Raw genomic sequence first — 15,733 nt, forward strand, 5'->3', positions numbered from 1 at the left:
GGGTATGTAATCGAATGTATAGCAGGCTGGCTTTCTCTGCACGGCCGCATGCCTGATTATTTCGCCCAAACCCGCGCTTGTCCTACGCCTTGAGGAACTCGGACTTGGCGCCCAGCCAACGCTGGATGTGCAGGTCCGCCAGGTGCGGGTAGCGCTGCAGCATGGTGGGCGCCAGCTCGCGCGCCCATTCCAGCAGGGCCACGTCCCGCTCCAGGTCGGCAAACCGCAGCAAAGCATCCCCGGACTGGCGGGCGCCCAAAAACTCGCCAGGGCCGCGGATTTCCAGGTCGCGCCGCGCGATCTCGAAGCCGTCGTTGGTCTCGGCCATGGCGCGCAGCCGCTCCTTGCCGGTGTCCGACAGGCGGCCGTTGTCGTTGACCGAGTACAGCAGCACGCAGGCCGAGGCTGCAGCACCCCGCCCCACCCGGCCGCGCAGCTGGTGCAGTTGCGAGAGGCCAAAGCGTTCGGCATGCTCGATCACCATCAGGCTGGCGTTGGGCACGTCCACCCCCACCTCGATCACCGTGGTCGACACCAGCACGCCCATGATGCCGGCGGTGAACAGCTCCATCACGGCCTTCTTCTCGGCCGTGGGCATGCGCGAGTGCAGCAGGCCCACCATCACGCCGGGCAGGGCCTCGCTCAGATCGGTGTGCGTGGCCGTGGCGTTCGACAGGTCCAGCGCCTCGCTTTCCTCGATCAGCGGGCACACCCAGTACACCTGCCGCCCGGCCGCCACCTGGGCGCCGATGCGGGCGATGACCTCGTCCTTGCGGCTGTCCGAGATGACCTTGGTCACGATGGGCGTGCGCCCCGGTGGCAGCTCGTCGATCACCGACACATCCAGGTCGGCGTAATAGCTCATGGCCAGGGTGCGCGGGATGGGCGTGGCGCTCATCATCAGCAGGTGCGGCTCCAGCCCGGCGTGGGCCAGCTTCTGCCGCAGCGCCAGGCGCTGGGCGACGCCAAAGCGGTGCTGCTCGTCGATCACGGCCAGCGCCAGGTTGTGGAATTCCACCTGCTGCTGGATGACCGCGTGCGTGCCCACCACCAGGGCCGCCTCGCCGCTGGCGACCAGGGCCAGCATGGCGGCGCGCTCCTTCTTCTTCTGTGCGCCGGACAGCCAGGCCACCTTCTTGCCCAGCGGCGCCAGGATGGGCTCCAGCCAGCCGACCAGCTTGCCGAAATGCTGCTCGGCCAGGATTTCCGTGGGCGCCATCAGCGCGCACTGCCAGCCCGCAGCGATGCAGACCATGGCCGACATGGCCGCCACCACGGTCTTGCCCGAACCCACATCGCCCTGCAGCAGGCGGTGCATGGGCAGAGGGCGGGCCATGTCCTCGGCGATCTCGCGGCACACGCGCTGCTGGGCCCCGGTCAGGCCGAACGGCAGCTGCTGCAGAAACTGCTCCACCAGCGTCAGCATGCCCGGCTCGGGTGTGGGCACCGTCAGCACCGGGGCCTTGAGCAGCGCCCGTTCGCGCTTGGCGCGGAACTGGGACAGCTGCTGGGCCAACAGCTCCTCGGCCTTCAGGCGCTGCCAGGCCGGGTGGCTGTGGTCTTCCAGCGTGGCCAGGGCCACGTCGGGGGTCGGGTGGTGTAAAAAATGCAGCGCTTCGCGCAGACCCATCAAGGGCTGAAGGCCATTTTCACCCCAATAGTTCATCACTGGCGGCGGCGTGCCGGGCGGCAGGGTTTCGGGCAGTTGCACGCGCTGCATGGCACTGGCGATGGCGCGGCGCAGGTAGGGCTGGGGCAGGCCGGCCGCCGTGGGGTAGACCGGCGTCAGGGCCTGGGGCAGCTCGCCGCCGGCAGCCTTGAACGCGGGATGCAGCATCTGCCGCCCCCAGAAGCCGCCCTTGACCTCGCCGCGGATGCGCAGCACCGCGCCCACGGCCATGCTCTTTTGCTGCGACGGGTAGAAGCTGAAGAAAGTCAGCACGCATTCGCCCGTGCCGTCGTCCACCGTCACCTTGAGCATGCGGCGCGGGCGCAGTTGCACCTCGCACTGCGTGACCGTAGCCTCGATCTGCACGGTGTCGCCCTCCCGGGCGTTGCGCAGCAGGGTGATGCGCGTTTCATCCTCGTAGCGCAGCGGCAGGTGCAGTGCCAGGTCGATATCGCGCACCAGCCCCAGCTTGTGCATGGCCTGCAGGGCCGCGCTGGGGGCTGTTTTCTTGGCGGGCGATGCGGAGGGGGCGGACATGGAGCGGTAGCAGTTGACGCAATTGCGGGGCAAGGGGAAAAGGCTACCATGGGCGTGCGCGTATCCAGTTGTTACGTTCTCAGCCTTTTCGACCCATGCTCAAAAAAATCCGTGTTGATCAGCTGGAAATCGGCATGCATGTGCATGCGCTCTGCGGGCCATGGCTGTCGCACCCGTTTTGGCGCACGTCCTTTCTGCTCGACAAGGTCGAGGTGCTGGACAAGCTGCGCGCCAGCCCGGTGCAGGAGCTGTGGATCGATACCGACCGGGGGCGTGACCTGCCCACACTACCCCCCACCGTCCCGGCCACACCGCCTGCGGCCGAGGGTCCGGTGACCCTGGGCAGCGAGGTGCAGCGCGCGGCCGCGCTGTGCGCCGAAGCCCGCGACGCCGTGATGCACATGTTCAGCGAGGCCCGCATGGGCCAGGCGGTGGACATGACCACGGCGCAGAACCTGGTCTAGGAGATCACCAACTCCGTCGCACGCCACCCCGATGCCCTGATCAGCGTGGCACGCCTGAAAACGCTGGACAACTACACCTACATGCACTCGGTGGCGGTCTGCGGCCTGATGGTGGCGCTGGCCAAGAAACTGGGCCACACCCCGGCCCAGGTCCACCAGGCCGGCATGGCCGGGCTGCTGCACGACATGGGCAAGGCGCACATGGATCTGCAGATTCTCAACAAGCCCGGCGCTCTGACCGAGGCAGAGTTTGCGCAGATGAAGCAGCACCCCGTGCGAGGCCACGCCATGCTGCAGACATGTGTACAGGACGCCGCCGTGCTGCACGCCTGCCTGCACCACCACGAACGCCTGGACGGCCGCGGCTATCCGCAGGGGCTGGCCGGTGACGCCATTCCCCTGCTGACGCGCATGGCCACGATCTGCGACATCTACGACGCCATCACCTCGGACCGGCCCTACAAGCAGGCCTGGTCGCCGGGCATTGCCCTGCAGCGCATGTCCGAATGGTGTGGCGGCCACCTGGACGCGCAGTTGTTCGAGAGCTTTGTGAAAACCATGGGCATCTACCCCATCGGCAGCCTGGTGCGCCTGCAGTCCGGGCTGCTGGGCGTGGTCTGCGCCCCAGGTCATGGCCTTCTACCACGTCGGGCAGCAGCGCCTGCTGCGCCCCGCCCGGCTGCTGGACCTGCGCCAACTGCCCGAGGAACGCATCGTGTCGCGCGAGGACCCGGCGCAATGGCCGTTCCAGAACCTGGACAGCCTGTGGCAGAAAGCCGCCACCGCGCTGGCCTGAGGCCGATTGCTACTCAGGGCGCGTGGCCCTCGGCGGGGGCGGTCTGCAGCAGCTGCAGCTTCATGGCGCAATTGCGGCCCCGGCCCTTGGCCTGGTACAGCGCCTCGTCGGCGCCCCGCAGCAGCAGCTTGGCCCCGGCGATCGTCGGCACCATGCTGTAGGCCCCGGCACTGATCGTGACCACCTGGGCCGCCTGCGAGCTTTCATGCACCCAACCCAGGGCGCGCACGGCCTCCACCATGCGCTGCGCCACGGCATAGGCGCCATCCAGGTCGGTGTCGGGCAGGATCACGGCGAATTCCTCGCCGCCATAGCGCGCCACCAGATCGGTCTCGCGGTGCACGCAGCCCTGGATGGCCTGGGCCACGGCCTGCAGGCAGGCATCGCCCTGCAGGTGTCCGTAGCGGTCGTTGTAGCGCTTGAAATCGTCCACATCGACCAGCACCATGCCCACCGGGCGCACGCCGCGCCGGGCCATGGCACACACCTGCTCCAGGCGCTCGTTGAAGTGCGCACGGTTGGCGATGCCCAGCAGGGCGTCGGTGCAGGAATAGGCCTTGAGGCGGGCATTGGCCGCCTCCAGCTCGCGCGTGCGCCGTGCCACGCGGGCCTCCAGCGTCTGGTTGGCCAGCGCCAGTTGCGCGTTCTGGGCCGACAGCGCGGTGTAGAGCTTGCCGATCATCTTCAGCAGCGCCTGTGTGCCGTTGTCGTGGTTGCCGCGCTCCTTGTCGTAGGCCGCGGCCGGGGTCATGCCCTGGCGGATGGACTTGATCTGGCGCGCCATCGACTGGTCGATGCCCAGGATGTGCAGGCCCAGCCAGGAGGTCAGAAAACCGACCAGCGTGGTGGCAGGGTCGGTCATGGTGGTGCGCTGCGCCCACAGCATGATGACCTGCTCCACGAACTGCTGGTGCATGCTGTGGTGGCTTTCGACGTGGCGCGGGTCCACGGCGTACTGGGCCATCAGCGCTTCCTCTTCCTGGAAGTGGTGCTCGGTGTACGACAGCAGGCGCGCGTAGGTATCGGCCAGCACCACCTCACGGTCGCTGCGCTTGGAAAACAGGCCCTGGCTCAGCTCGTTGAACAGGTCCACCAGCGCATGGTGCTGCTCGTCCACGGCATCCAGGTCCGTCACGAAATGCTGGTCCCATGCGAAAGAGGTGTCCATGAAGTGCAGTCATCCAGAGGGGGAGTCTGTAATCAAGTGTAAGGATGTTTTACCGCCCGGCTGTGACCCGCATCAAAGGAAACGGTCTTCGTGCCTAGGGCTTACCCGAGGGCATCAGGGACATTGCCGGCCACTTGCCGCGCAGGGTGCTGCAGATTTGCGAGAATCGCGGTCTTTGGTTTTTTCACCTTGGAACGGGCTTGTCAGGCCCTCAAGCACACGCATGTCTCTCAGCCCCCGCGCGCACACGCTCAGCGATTTCGACTTTGTGCTCCCCGAGCACCTGATTGCCCAACACCCGGCTGCCGAGCGCAGCGCCTCCCGCCTGCTGGATGCACGCGCGCCGGAGCTGGTGGACCGTATCTTCAAGGACCTGCCCGGGCTGCTGCACGAGGGCGACCTGCTGGTGTTCAACGACACCAAGGTGGTCAAGGCGCGCGTCTTTGGCGAGAAGGCCAGCGGTGGCAAGCTGGAGCTGCTGATCGAGCGTGTGCTGCAGGGCAACGAAGTCGTGGCCCACATGAAGGTCAGCAAGAAGCCCCTGCCCGGGGCCCGCATCCACCTGTGCGGTGGCCTCCAGGGCGGCGGCTTTGACGCCGTGCTGCTGGGCCGCTGGCCCGACGAGAGCGGTCCGCTGTTCCGCTTTGCCCTGACCGGCGCCCACGGCGAAACGCCCTGGGAGCTGATGGACCAGTTCGGCCACCTGCCGCTGCCGCCCTACATCGAGCGCCAGCAGAACGCCGAGGTCGATCCCGACGCGGCCGAGGACACCGAGCGCTACCAGACCGTCTTCGCCAGCCACCCCGGCGCCGTGGCCGCGCCGACGGCGGCGCTGCACTTCGATGACCAGGTGCTGGCGGCGCTGAAGGCCAAGGGCGTGGAAACCGCCGCCGTGACCCTGCACGTGGGCGCCGGCACCTTCCAGCCGGTCAAGACCGAGAACCTGGCCGAGCACCAGATGCACAGCGAGTGGTACAACATCCCGCTCGAGACCCTGGCCGCGCTGGAGCGCTGCCGCCAGCGGCGCGGGCGCATCATCGCCGTGGGCACGACCAGCGTGCGCACGCTGGAGTCCTGGGCGCGCACCGGCCAGATCACGGGCGACACCAACATCTTCATCACGCCGGGCTTCGAGTTCCGCGTGGTGGACGCACTGATCACCAACTTCCACCTGCCCAAGAGCACGCTGATGATGCTGGTCAGCGCCTTCGCGGGCTACCAGCACATCATGCAGGTCTACCAGCACGCGATCGCCCAGGGCTACCGCTTCTTCAGCTATGGCGACTCCATGCTGTTGGAGCGCCGCCGCTGAGCCAGCAAAAAAACATAGCTGCCAGCGCTGAAAGCAAAAGGACTTCAAGGCATCAGCACCTTGAAGTCCTTTTTTCATGCGCGCCAGGCGCTCACCTTTTCAGCAGCACCGCCTCAGGCGAAGTAGTGGCACAGGCGCTGGCCCTTGACCTCGTGCACCGACACTTCCAACCCGTACAGGCTGGACAGCACCGCATCCTGCACCACCTGCAGGGGCGAGCCCTCGTAGGCCACACGCCCGTCCTTCATGGCCAGGATGTGGTCGGCGTAGCAGCTGGCGAAGTTGATGTCGTGCAGCACCACCACCACGGTCTTGCCGCGCTCGTCCACCATGCGGCGCAGCAGGCGCATCATGCTGACGGCGTGCGCCATGTCCAGGTTGTTCAGCGGTTCGTCCAGCAGGATATAGGGCGTGTCCTGGCACAGCACCATGGCGATGTAGGCGCGCTGGCGCTGACCGCCGGACAGCTCATCCAGAAAACGGTCGGCCAGCGGCTCCAGCTGCAAGAAGGCCAGGGCCTCGTCCACATGGCGCAGGTCCTCGCCCGTCATGCGCCCCTTGCTGTGCGGAAAGCGGCCAAAGCCCACCAGATCGCGCACCGTCAGGCGCAGGGCCGACTGGTTGTCCTGGCGCAGGATGGCCATCACCTTGGCCAGCGCATCGCTGGCGGTCTTGCCCACGTCCAGGCCGGCCACGCTGGCCGTCCCCGAGGTGATCGGCGCCAGGCGGCTGACCAGGGCCAGCAGCGTGCTCTTGCCCGCACCATTGGGGCCGATGATGGCCGTCAGCTGGCCGGCCGGAATCTGCACATCCACTCCGTGCAGCACGGTCGTCGTTCCGTGGACTTTCACCACCTTGCGTGTTTCGATCATTGCTTACCCTTGCGCATCAGCAGGTAGATGAACACCAGCCCGCCGACAAATTCCACCACCACCGACAGGGCGGAGTTGAAGCCCAGCACCCGCTCCAGCACCACCTGCCCGGCCAGCAGCAGCACGCAGCCCCACAGCACCACCGCCGGCAGCACCCAGGCGTGGCGGCGTGTGCCCATCCACTGGTAGGCCATGTTGGCGACCAGCAGGCCAAAGAAAGTGACCGGGCCGACCAGGGCCGTGGAGATGGCCACCATGGCGCACATCACCACCAGCAGCTGCAGCACCTGGCGCTGGTAGTGCACGCCCAGGTTGACGGCGGTATCGCGCCCCAGCGCCAGCACATCCAGCACATGGCGGCGGCGCCAGAAGAAGGCCGTGCCCAGCGCCAGCACCACCAGCGACGGCAGCAGCAACTGCGTGTGGATGGTGTTGAAGTTGGCGAACATGCGGTCCTGAAGCGTCGCGAACTCGTTGGGGTCGATCATGCGCATGGCAAAGCTGGTCATGCTGCGAAACAGGATGCCCATCACCATGCCCACCAGCAGCATCAGGTGCAGGCTGCTGGCGTGGCCGGTGAACAGCCAGCGCATCAGCCCCACGCTGAGGGCCACCATCAGCACGATCTCCAGCCCGTACTTGGGCAGCAGGCCCAGCTGCACCACGCCCACAGAGCCCAGCACCAGCACCAGCACCGCCTGCAGGAACAGGTACAGCGCATCCAGCCCCATCACCGCCGGGGTCAGGATGGTGTTGTGCGTCACCGTCTGGAACACCACGGTGGACATGCCCAGCGCACAGGCCACCACCAGCATGGTCAGCGCCTTGGTGCCCCGGTGCTGCAGCACGAAGGCCCAGTCGGCCTCCACGCCCAGCGTCATGAAGGCCAGCAGCGTCACCGCCGCCAACACCGCCAGCGCCATCAGGCGCACACCCTGGCGCGACCAGTTGCGGGTCCAGGCCCCGGCCTGCAGGGCCTTGCTTGCATCGCCAGCCATGGCGTCACTCCGGCCGCGCCCGGCGGCGCAGCAAAATCACCAGGAACAAGGCACTGCCCACCACGCCCATGACAGTGCCCACGGGCACCTCATACGGGGCGATGACGAGGCGGCCAAACAGGTCGCACAGCAGCGTCAGCGCCGCCCCGGCCAGGGCCACCCACAGCACGCTGCGGCGCACGTTGTCGCCCAGCACCAGGCGCACCACGTTCGGCACGATCAGGCCGACAAACGGGATCGCGCCCACAGTCACCACGATGCAGGCCGTGACCACCGAGACCACGATCAGCCCCTGCAGCACCAGACGCTGGTAGTTCAGGCCCAGGTTGGTGGCGAACGACTCGCCCAGCCCGGCCACCGTGAAGCGGTCGGCCGCCAGGCAGGCCAGCACCGTCACGCCCAGGGACAGCCACAGCAGCTCGTAGCGGCCTTCGACCACCACGGAAAAATCACCGTTCGAGAACGCGCGCAGCGACTGCAGCATGTCGTACTGGTAGGCCAGGAAGGTGGCCGCGGCCTCCAGCACGCCCGCCAGGATCAGGCCCACCAGGGGCACGATCCAGGCCGAGCGCAGGCGGATGCGCGACAGCACCGCCATGAACAGGGCCGTGCCGGCCATGGCCGTCACCGCCGACACGCCCATCTTGGCCAGCACCGACCACTGCGGCGCCCACAGCATGCACACCAGCATGCCCAGGGTGGCCGACTCGACCGTGCCCATGGTCGACGGCTCAACGAAGTGGTTGCGCGCCAGCATCTGCATCAGCAGGCCGGCCACGGCCATGGCGCTGCCCGCCAGCATCAGCGCCAGCGTGCGCGGCACGCGCGCGTACATCAGCACCTGGGCCACCATGTCGTCCTCGTGGCGGGACCACAGCGTGTTCCACGACACGTCGCTGACGCCGACCGCCAGACTCCACAGCGCCAAAGCAAAAAGGGCCACGAGGGCCCCTGTCCACGCCAGCGCCATGCGCCCGGCGGGTGTGTGCTTATGCGGAGAAGGCATCGGACAGCTGCTTCAGGTTCTCCTTCAGGGCTGCCGGGCCCGCGTTGGACAGCGTGTACCAGTTGGCCGCATTCAGGTAGACCACGCGCTGCTGGCGCCAGGCCTTGGTGGCATGCACCAGCTTGTTGTCCAGCAGCTTCTTGGCCGCGTCGCCGTCCTTGCCGATGGCGGCGTCACGGTCCAGCACCAGCAGCCAGTCGGGGTTGGCCTTGAGCAGGTATTCAAAGGACACGGCCTGGCCGTGCTTGGACACCTCGATCTTGTCCTTGGTGGGGCTGATGCCGAACACCGAGTACAGCATGTCGAAGCGCGAGCCGGGACCGTAGACGCTGAGCTTGCCGCCGTTGGTCATCAGGAACAGCGCCCCGCCCTTGCCGGCGGCCTTGGCCTTCAGCTCGGCGATGGCCGCCTCGATCGACTGGATCTGCTGCTCGCCCTGGTCAGGCACGCCATAGATGGCCGCGATGCTGCGGATGTTGCGGTACACGTGGGCCATCTGGTTCTGGTTGTCGATGGTCACGTCCAGCACCGGACCGAACTTCTTGAGCTCGTCGATCTTGGGCAGGGTGCGGTTGCCGGCAATGATCAGGTCGGGCTTGAGGGCCTTGACCTTTTCGTAATCGGGCTCGAACAGGCTGCCGATCTGCGGGTACTTGGCGCTGTCGCGGTACTTGCGCAGCAGCTCGGGCACGGCCTGGTTGGGCACGCCCTGCACCTCGCCGCCCAGGGACTGGATGATGTCCAGCGCGCCCAGGTCGAACACCAGCACGGTCTTGGGCCGGCGCGGCACGCTCACCTCGCCCGTGTTGTCCTGCACCTTCAAGGTCTCTGCCGCCTGGGCCACCGCCCAGGGCATGGTTACCAGCACTCCCAAGCCACCCAGCACATGGCGGCGCGTCAACAAGCCGTTCATCAATTCTTCCCTTGTTCAAGGCCGGCACTTCACACCGGCACTGCGACCCATTTTATGAGAATAATTCTCAATAAGACTGGAATGGGTTTTGTAAAGTTGCGCAAAGCCGCGCCACGCTGATGCAGATCAGTCCCGGGCCACCCGGTGTCACTGCCCCGACAGCGGCGTGGCCACCGGCCCGCGCCACCCGCCCGGCGCCGCCACCCCAGCCCCTACAATCGCCAGCCGTGACGGCCGCATGGGGCGCCCGCACCCGGGCGGTACTGCCGCCCGCCGCCCCCGCCGTGGCTGCGGGGATGTTTTTGCAGAAAGTGGGTGGACTGGATGTCCTCCGTCTCCGGGTGTGCGCCCGCCATCTCCCCCGCCCGGGCCGCGCTGACCGGCATCGCCCTGACCGTTGCGGCCTGCGCCCTGTTCGCGCTGCTGGACAGCGGCACCAAATTTTCCGGCCAGTTCCTGCCGATGCTGATGGTGGTCTGGCTGCGCTTCGTGGCCCAGGCACTGGTGACCACGGCCGTGGTCCTGCCGCGCCAGGGCCTGCGCGCCCTGCGCACGCAGCACCCGAAGTTCCAGCTGGGCCGCGCGCTCAGCGGGGTGCTGACCACGGTGTTCGCCTTTTACTGCATCCAGCACATGCCGCTGGCCAACTTCACCGCCGTGTGGTCGGCCGGCCCCTTGCTGATCGTGGTCGCCTCGGCCCTGCTGTTTGGTGAAAAAGTGAGCGCCGCACGCTGAACGCTGCTGGTGATCGGGCTGATTGCCGTCATCGCCATCGTCCGCCCCGAACAGGATGGCCTGCCCCTGGGCTGGATGGCCCTGGCCCCGGTCGGCGTGCTGCTGTGCGGCACCACCTACCAGTTGCTGGGCAGCCGCCTGGCGCGCCTGGACCCGCCCACCACCACGCAGCTGTACACCACCTGGCTGCCGGTGCTGGCCACGGCCCCGCTGATTCCCTGGCTGTGGGAACCCGTGCCCCACTGGCAGGTCTGGGCCGCCGTGGGACTGATGGGCGTGTGCAGTGGCGTGGGCCACCTGCTGCTGCTGCAGGCCTACATCCACGCCACGCCGTCGGTGGTGTCGCCCTTCCTGTACAGCCAGATCGGCTTCGCCATGCTGATGGGCTGGCTGTTCTTCGACCAGCGCCCGGACGGGCTGTCCCTGGCCGGGATCGCGGTGATCCTGGGCTGCGGTCTGGTCAATATCTGGCTCAGCGTGCGCACAAGCGTCATAATCGGCAATCTAGTAAAATCCATCAATGATGACAAACGACAGTAATTCTCAGCTCGATCAAAAAAATGACGAAATAGACCTGATGGATCTATTACTCATACTTTCGAACCATATCAAGACATTGCTGCTTTTTCCTGTGCTAGGCGCTATTTGCGCCACTGCTTTTGTATTCTGGCAGGATCAAAAGCCCAAGATATTCGTGAGTAATGCTTCAGTTTTTGTGGAGACTCCTACTGCAAGTAATGAAATCCCAAAAGCTCGTGCAGAAGTACTGATCAGCATCATCAATTCGGGCGATGCTTTTGCTGAACTCAAAGGGAAAATTACCGCAAGCCTTGGCCGCACAGATAGGCTGGTGAACTTATCTGCATCAGCAGCTTCACCAGAAGCTGCACAAGCAATAAACAAAACTGCCTTGGAAAGAATTTACGAGATTACAGCCCCCACAGGGGTCGAGGCTGCGCGATTGAAAAATCTGCTAAAAAATGAGCAAGAAAAGCTCGTTGCAATAAAGAAAATTCTTGCGGATTCGGCACTTTCCGCAAAAGCTAATCCAGAAAACATTCGCGCGCATGGTGAACTTTTAAATATTGCTAGCGATCGTGAATTTGCAATTGCAAAAATTGAACGCCAGCTTTCCGGCATTTCCTCCGCCAACGTAGTCCTAGCCCCGACCTTACCGAACTCTCCGCAGCCAGTGAAAAAATTGCTGCCTCTTGTGGCTGGCATCATGGCTGGTGGATTCGCGGCGTTGTTGTGGATTTTTATCAAGCATGGTTTGCATTTGCTACGCCGTGATCCACAACAGCAAAGCAAGCTGGCACAAATAAAGGCCAACCTGGGCTTCAAGACATAACTGGCTGGCATCCGGTATGCAAGTAGGCCGGTTCACGACAGGCGCACCAGCTTGCCCGTGATGCGCTTGACCACGGGGATCACCAGCAGCACCGTCGGGAAGGCCACGACCCAGGCCAGCAGCCAGGTGCCGGGCCAGGCGGCCAGGGCCGCGCGGCTCCAGCCCAGGGCGCGCACCAGGTTCACCATGCAGATGATGCCGGACATCATTCCGGACATCAGCAGTGGCATGACGATCAGGGCGTACTTGGGCGGCAGCTTGGGAATGCGGCCGACGATGTAGGGCGAGGGTGTCGACATAGGCCCGTCAGTATCCGTGCTGCTGGCGGAAATCGCGCGCCTGGCTGAAATGGCCGTTGCCGATGAAGGGCACGGGCGGGCGCAGCGCCGACAGGGGCGAAGGGTGGTTGCTCATCAGCACCAGATGGCCACAGTCGGCGGGAATCAGCACGCGCTTGGACTGGGCATGACTGCCCCAGAGCATGAACACCGTCGGCTTGCCCTGCTCGGCCACCTGGCGGATCACGGCATCGGTCAGCACCTCCCAGCCACGCTTGCTGTGGCTGGCAGCCTGGCCCTCTTCCACCGTCAGGCAGGTGTTGAGCAGCAGCACGCCGTTGTGCGCCCACTTGACCAGCGAGCCCCCGGGCTGCGGGAACGGTGGAAACGGCACGCCCAGGTCGCGCTGCATTTCCTTGAAGATGTTCAGCAGCGACGGCGGCAGGCGCACGCCGGGCGCGACCGAGAACGCCAGCCCCTCGGCCTGACCCCGGCCGTGGTAGGGGTCCTGGCCCAGGATAACCACGCGCACGTCCTCGGGCGCCGTCAACTCCAGCGCCCGCAGCGGCTGGGGCGGGAAGATGACCGCGCCCGCCGCCAGGCGCTGCTGCAGGTAGCCCAGCAGTTGCTGGCCGGTGGCCGAGGCGAAGTAGGCATCGACCACCCCCTGCCAGCCGGGCGCGACGCGCCAGTCGCCGGGGTCAGCGCTCATCAATTGCGTAGCGGTTTGCGCAGGTGTATCGGTCATTTCAGAACGTTTTCTCTACAAAAAGCTGGAGGGACCAGCGCTGACTGCTCCTGCTTGAGGAGTGCCTAGGGCGGCCCACCGCGTACGGCGCCCGCCGCCAGTGAACCCTCAACCACGCGCCCACGCCGGCCACTCGGGCGGGCTGCGACGGGCGCAGTCACGGCCACGGCCCGCAGGCTGGCGGGCACAGGCCCGCCGCCCCACCGGCCGTCAGGCGAACAGCTTGGCCAGTGCCTCGCCAGGCTCCTTGGCGCGCATGAAGGCCTCGCCCACCAGGAAGGCGTCGATGCCGGCGTCGCGCAGGGTCTTCACCTCGGTCGTGCTCAGGATGCCGGATTCGGTCACCAGCAGGCGGTCGGCCGGCACCTCGGGCTTGAGCGTGATCGAGGTCTGGATGTCCACCTCGAAGGTCCGCAGGTTGCGGTTGTTGATGCCCACCAGCGGCGTCTTGAGCTTCAGCGCGCGCTGCAGCTCGGCGCCGTCGTGCACCTCCACCAACACGGCCATGTCCAGGCTGAACGCGATCTGCTCCATCTCGGCCATCTGCGCATCGTCCAGGCAGGCGGCGATCAGCAGCACGCAGTCGGCACCCATCACGCGCGATTCATAGATCTGGTAGGGATCGACCATGAAGTCCTTGCGCAGCACCGGCAGCAGCGTGCTGGCGCGCGCCTGCTTCAGGTAGTCGGGCTGGCCCTGGAAGAACTGGCGGTCCGTCAGCACCGACAGGCAGGCCGCGCTGAGCTTGCCGTTGCCCACCATGTAGCTCTGGGCGATGTCGGCGGGATCGAAGTCGGGGCGAATCACGCCCTTGCTGGGGCTGGCCTTCTTGATCTCGGCAATCACGCCAGCCTGGCCCTGGGCGATCTTGGCGCGGATGGCGCCCACGAAGTCGCGCGTGGAGACACGGCTTTCCGCATCGCGGCGCACCTCGGCCAGCGACGTGGCCTTCTTGGCGGCGGCCACTTCCTGCACTTTGACGTCGCAGATTTTTTTCAGAATGTCGGACATGTGTTTTCCTTGTGTTCGGTGGCGGGCCTGCCGCGGGGGCCGACCGCCTTGTGGTCTATTGTCGGCGTTTTGGCGGCACCAGCCGCGAGCCCGAGCGGCGGATGCCCAGGCGCGCCACCAAAGCGTCCACCAGCGCATCCACGTCCTGCTGCAGGGCCTGGGCGCCCGAGTTGCTGCGCACCACACACAGCGTGGCCACGGGGCCGCGCCGCTGGTGGCACAATTCCAGCTGCCAGGCATGGACCGCCCGGGCGTCCTGCACATCGCCAGGGAGCACGCCCAGGCTCCAGGCGGCGGCCGGTTCCAGCTGCAGCACGTCCATCGGCTGCGCGCGCGGATCGGCGGGGGTGCCGATGCGCGCCAGCGCCCGCTGCGCCACATCGATGCGCCAGCCGTTCCATTCCAGGGGCAGGCCCAGGTCCTCGGCCGGATCGCGCGGGTGGCGCCAGCGGTAGACGCCCAAGCTGGCCACGGCCAGCGCCACCGTCAGCGCCCAAACCTGCCGGAACGCCAGCGCCGCCCCCAGCGCAAACAGCACCACCTGCCACAGCGGAGCCTGCTCCCCGCGCCACAGCCGGCCCGGGCGGCCGTGGGCCAGCCGCGCGGGCAGCCAGAGCTCGGCATCGGTCTGCACCTGGCGCAGCACGGCGCCCAGCGGCGGGTACGGGTCGGGGGGCGGGGCCGTGGGCATCAGCGCCGTGCCGGATGCACCACCAAAAGCAGGACGGCGGCCACGCAGCTCAGGCCGTCAACGCGCCGCTGTAGGCCACCAGCTGCTTCAATTTCTGAAGCGCTGCGCCGCTGTCCAGCGCGGCCTGGGCACGCTGCAGGCCGTCTTCGATCGACGCCGCCACATTCGCTGCGTACAGCGCCGCGCCGGCGTTCAGGCAGACGATGTCGCGCGCCGGGCCCTGCTCGCCCTGCAGCACGCCCATCAGCATGGCCTTGGATTCCTCGGGCGTCTCCACCTTCAGCGCGCGCGTGCCGGCCATGCGCAGGCCGAAGTCCTCGGGGTGGATTTCGTACTCGCGCACCACGCCGTCCTTCAGCTCGCCCACCAGGGTGCCGGCGCCCAGGCTGATCTCGTCCAGGCCGTCGCGGCCATAGACCACCAGCGCGTGCTCGGCGCCCAGGCGCTGCAGGGCACGCACCTGGATGCCGACCAGGTCTTCGTGGAACACGCCCATCAGGATGTTGGGGGCGCTGGCCGGGTTGGTCAGCGGGCCCAGGATGTTGAAGATGGTGCGCACGCCCAGTTCCTTGCGCACCGGGGCCACGTTCTTCATGGCCGGGTGGTGGTTGGGCGCAAACATGAAGCCGATGCCCACGTCGCGGATGCAGTCGGCGATCTGCTCGGGCGCCAGCATGATGTTCACGCCCAGGGCTTCCATGGCGTCGGCGCTGCCGCTCTTGCTGCTGACGCTGCGCCCGCCGTGCTTGCTGACCTTGCCGCCGGCCGCGGCGATCACGAAGGTGGCGCAGGTGGAGATGTTGAAGGTGTTGGCGCCGTCACCGCCGGTGCCGACGATGTCCACCAGGTGCGTGCGGTCGTGCACATGCACCTTGTTCGAGAACTCGCGCATCACCTCGGCGGCGGCGGAGATTTCGCCAATGGTTTCCTTCTTCACGCGCAGGCCGGTGAGGATGGACGCCGTCATCACCGGCGAGAGCTCACCGCGCATGATCTGGCGCATCAGCTCCAGCATTTCGTCGTGGAAGATTTCGCGGTGTTCGATGGTGCGCTGCAGCGCTTCCTGGGGGGTGATGCGGGGCATGGTGGATCCTGTGCTATCGGTTGCGAAGCTGCCTGCGCTGGCTGTTTGCGGCTTTCAGATAGTTATGGCTTGGAAAACCAGAGACAACGCGCGCCAGCAG

The 15,733-nt window shown here is 66.5% G+C and carries 16 protein-coding genes and 1 pseudogene; 6 read left to right on the forward strand and 11 right to left on the reverse strand.

Going from position 1 to position 15,733, the window contains the following annotated elements:
* Nucleotides 1-82 precede the first annotated feature (82 nt).
* The gene (gene recG, locus CA2_RS12250; RefSeq protein ID WP_042417492.1) at nucleotides 83-2,206 is read right to left on the reverse strand and encodes an ATP-dependent DNA helicase RecG; all 2,124 of its coding nucleotides are present in this window, start codon (nucleotides 2,204-2,206) and stop codon (nucleotides 83-85) included.
* Between the two features lie 95 nt (nucleotides 2,207-2,301).
* On the opposite strand from recG, the gene CA2_RS18835 reads away from it, so the two are divergent.
* Nucleotides 2,302-2,670 (forward strand): DUF3391 domain-containing protein, encoded by a 369-nt coding sequence (locus tag CA2_RS18835; RefSeq protein ID WP_369441239.1) that lies wholly within the window; start codon nucleotides 2,302-2,304, stop codon nucleotides 2,668-2,670.
* Nucleotides 2,671-2,778: 108 nt separating this feature from the next.
* A pseudogene (locus CA2_RS18840) lies at nucleotides 2,779-3,147 on the forward strand (HD-GYP domain-containing protein); the annotation flags it as partial.
* A gap of 332 nt (nucleotides 3,148-3,479) precedes the next feature.
* Here CA2_RS18840 and CA2_RS12260 read toward each other — a convergent pair.
* Complete coding sequence (locus CA2_RS12260) at nucleotides 3,480-4,634, reverse strand: GGDEF domain-containing protein (protein ID WP_042417496.1); 1,155 nt, start codon at nucleotides 4,632-4,634, stop codon at nucleotides 3,480-3,482.
* Between the two features lie 223 nt (nucleotides 4,635-4,857).
* Between CA2_RS12260 and queA the strand changes: the two genes are divergently transcribed.
* Nucleotides 4,858-5,946 carry a tRNA preQ1(34) S-adenosylmethionine ribosyltransferase-isomerase QueA gene (gene queA / locus CA2_RS12265; protein ID WP_042417499.1) on the forward strand — a complete coding sequence of 363 codons (1,089 nt, stop codon included), beginning with the start codon at nucleotides 4,858-4,860 and terminating at the stop codon, nucleotides 5,944-5,946.
* A gap of 113 nt (nucleotides 5,947-6,059) precedes the next feature.
* Here the strand turns inward: queA and CA2_RS12270 are convergent, their stop codons facing one another.
* From CA2_RS12270 to CA2_RS12285, 4 genes are read right to left on the reverse strand one after another with little or no spacing between them, the layout of a single operon-like run.
* The gene (locus CA2_RS12270; protein WP_042417502.1) at nucleotides 6,060-6,818 is read right to left on the reverse strand and encodes an iron ABC transporter ATP-binding protein; all 759 of its coding nucleotides are present in this window, start codon (nucleotides 6,816-6,818) and stop codon (nucleotides 6,060-6,062) included.
* On the reverse strand, nucleotides 6,815-7,816 hold the full coding sequence (locus tag CA2_RS12275; RefSeq protein ID WP_042417506.1) for an iron chelate uptake ABC transporter family permease subunit: 1,002 nt from the start codon (nucleotides 7,814-7,816) through the stop codon (nucleotides 6,815-6,817). Before CA2_RS12275 ends, CA2_RS12270 begins: the two co-directional genes overlap by 4 nt.
* Before the next feature lie 4 nt (nucleotides 7,817-7,820).
* Complete coding sequence (locus tag CA2_RS12280; protein WP_197504838.1) at nucleotides 7,821-8,822, reverse strand: ABC transporter permease; 1,002 nt, start codon at nucleotides 8,820-8,822, stop codon at nucleotides 7,821-7,823.
* Nucleotides 8,806-9,735 (reverse strand): siderophore ABC transporter substrate-binding protein, encoded by a 930-nt coding sequence (locus tag CA2_RS12285; RefSeq protein WP_042417511.1) that lies wholly within the window; start codon nucleotides 9,733-9,735, stop codon nucleotides 8,806-8,808. The genes CA2_RS12280 and CA2_RS12285 overlap by 17 nt, the downstream gene beginning before the upstream one ends.
* A 324-nt stretch (nucleotides 9,736-10,059) precedes the next feature.
* On the opposite strand from CA2_RS12285, the gene CA2_RS18595 reads away from it, so the two are divergent.
* Genes CA2_RS18595 through CA2_RS18060 form a run of 3 tightly spaced genes read left to right on the forward strand, consistent with a single transcriptional unit; the run spans nucleotide 10,060 to nucleotide 11,821 of the window.
* On the forward strand, nucleotides 10,060-10,470 hold the full coding sequence (locus tag CA2_RS18595; RefSeq protein ID WP_245620951.1) for an EamA family transporter: 411 nt from the start codon (nucleotides 10,060-10,062) through the stop codon (nucleotides 10,468-10,470).
* Nucleotides 10,471-10,479: 9 nt separating this feature from the next.
* Nucleotides 10,480-11,010, forward strand: a complete 531-nt coding sequence (locus CA2_RS18600; RefSeq protein ID WP_245620952.1) for a DMT family transporter — start codon at nucleotides 10,480-10,482, stop codon at nucleotides 11,008-11,010.
* A complete protein-coding gene (locus CA2_RS18060; RefSeq protein ID WP_217997637.1) occupies nucleotides 10,994-11,821 on the forward strand; it encodes a hypothetical protein in 828 nt (275 codons plus the stop codon). Before CA2_RS18600 ends, CA2_RS18060 begins: the two co-directional genes overlap by 17 nt.
* 32 nt (nucleotides 11,822-11,853) lie before the next feature.
* Here the strand turns inward: CA2_RS18060 and CA2_RS12295 are convergent, their stop codons facing one another.
* The 5 genes from CA2_RS12295 to trpD form a co-directional block, all read right to left on the reverse strand.
* Entirely contained in the window at nucleotides 11,854-12,120 is a 267-nt protein-coding gene (locus tag CA2_RS12295; protein WP_042417513.1) for a DUF2798 domain-containing protein, read from the reverse strand.
* Nucleotides 12,121-12,127: 7 nt separating this feature from the next.
* The gene (locus tag CA2_RS12300; RefSeq protein ID WP_042417515.1) at nucleotides 12,128-12,847 is read right to left on the reverse strand and encodes a uracil-DNA glycosylase; all 720 of its coding nucleotides are present in this window, start codon (nucleotides 12,845-12,847) and stop codon (nucleotides 12,128-12,130) included.
* Between the two features lie 210 nt (nucleotides 12,848-13,057).
* Nucleotides 13,058-13,858 (reverse strand): indole-3-glycerol phosphate synthase TrpC, encoded by an 801-nt coding sequence (gene trpC / locus CA2_RS12305; protein WP_042417518.1) that lies wholly within the window; start codon nucleotides 13,856-13,858, stop codon nucleotides 13,058-13,060.
* A 55-nt stretch (nucleotides 13,859-13,913) separates the two neighbouring features.
* Nucleotides 13,914-14,549 (reverse strand): hypothetical protein, encoded by a 636-nt coding sequence (locus tag CA2_RS12310; RefSeq protein ID WP_042417522.1) that lies wholly within the window; start codon nucleotides 14,547-14,549, stop codon nucleotides 13,914-13,916.
* 49 nt (nucleotides 14,550-14,598) lie between these two features.
* Nucleotides 14,599-15,633, reverse strand: a complete 1,035-nt coding sequence (trpD, locus tag CA2_RS12315) for an anthranilate phosphoribosyltransferase (RefSeq protein WP_042417531.1) — start codon at nucleotides 15,631-15,633, stop codon at nucleotides 14,599-14,601.
* Nucleotides 15,634-15,733: the final 100 nt, after the last annotated feature.

The sequence above is a fragment of the Comamonas aquatica NBRC 14918 genome (assembly GCF_000739875.1).
Lineage (GTDB): Bacteria > Pseudomonadota > Gammaproteobacteria > Burkholderiales > Burkholderiaceae_C > Comamonas > Comamonas aquatica.

Excerpts from the sequence above, each read along its gene's own strand:
- CA2_RS18835 (WP_369441239.1), top strand. The coding sequence starts at position 2,302 with ATGCTCAAAAAAATCCGTGTTGATCAGCTGGAAATCGGCATGCATGTG.
- CA2_RS12295 (WP_042417513.1), bottom strand. The coding sequence starts at position 12,120 with ATGTCGACACCCTCGCCCTACATCGTCGGCCGCATTCCCAAGCTGCCG.
- queA (WP_042417499.1), top strand. The coding sequence starts at position 4,858 with ATGTCTCTCAGCCCCCGCGCGCACACGCTCAGCGATTTCGACTTTGTG.
- CA2_RS12310 (WP_042417522.1), bottom strand. The coding sequence starts at position 14,549 with ATGCCCACGGCCCCGCCCCCCGACCCGTACCCGCCGCTGGGCGCCGTG.
- trpD (WP_042417531.1), bottom strand. The coding sequence starts at position 15,633 with ATGCCCCGCATCACCCCCCAGGAAGCGCTGCAGCGCACCATCGAACAC.
- CA2_RS12280 (WP_197504838.1), bottom strand. The coding sequence starts at position 8,822 with ATGCCTTCTCCGCATAAGCACACACCCGCCGGGCGCATGGCGCTGGCG.
- CA2_RS12275 (WP_042417506.1), bottom strand. The coding sequence starts at position 7,816 with ATGGCTGGCGATGCAAGCAAGGCCCTGCAGGCCGGGGCCTGGACCCGC.
- recG (WP_042417492.1), bottom strand. The coding sequence starts at position 2,206 with ATGTCCGCCCCCTCCGCATCGCCCGCCAAGAAAACAGCCCCCAGCGCG.
- CA2_RS12260 (WP_042417496.1), bottom strand. The coding sequence starts at position 4,634 with ATGGACACCTCTTTCGCATGGGACCAGCATTTCGTGACGGACCTGGAT.
- CA2_RS18595 (WP_245620951.1), top strand. The coding sequence starts at position 10,060 with ATGTCCTCCGTCTCCGGGTGTGCGCCCGCCATCTCCCCCGCCCGGGCC.
- trpC (WP_042417518.1), bottom strand. The coding sequence starts at position 13,858 with ATGTCCGACATTCTGAAAAAAATCTGCGACGTCAAAGTGCAGGAAGTG.
- CA2_RS18060 (WP_217997637.1), top strand. The coding sequence starts at position 10,994 with ATGACAAACGACAGTAATTCTCAGCTCGATCAAAAAAATGACGAAATA.
- CA2_RS12270 (WP_042417502.1), bottom strand. The coding sequence starts at position 6,818 with ATGATCGAAACACGCAAGGTGGTGAAAGTCCACGGAACGACGACCGTG.
- CA2_RS12285 (WP_042417511.1), bottom strand. The coding sequence starts at position 9,735 with ATGAACGGCTTGTTGACGCGCCGCCATGTGCTGGGTGGCTTGGGAGTG.
- CA2_RS12300 (WP_042417515.1), bottom strand. The coding sequence starts at position 12,847 with ATGACCGATACACCTGCGCAAACCGCTACGCAATTGATGAGCGCTGAC.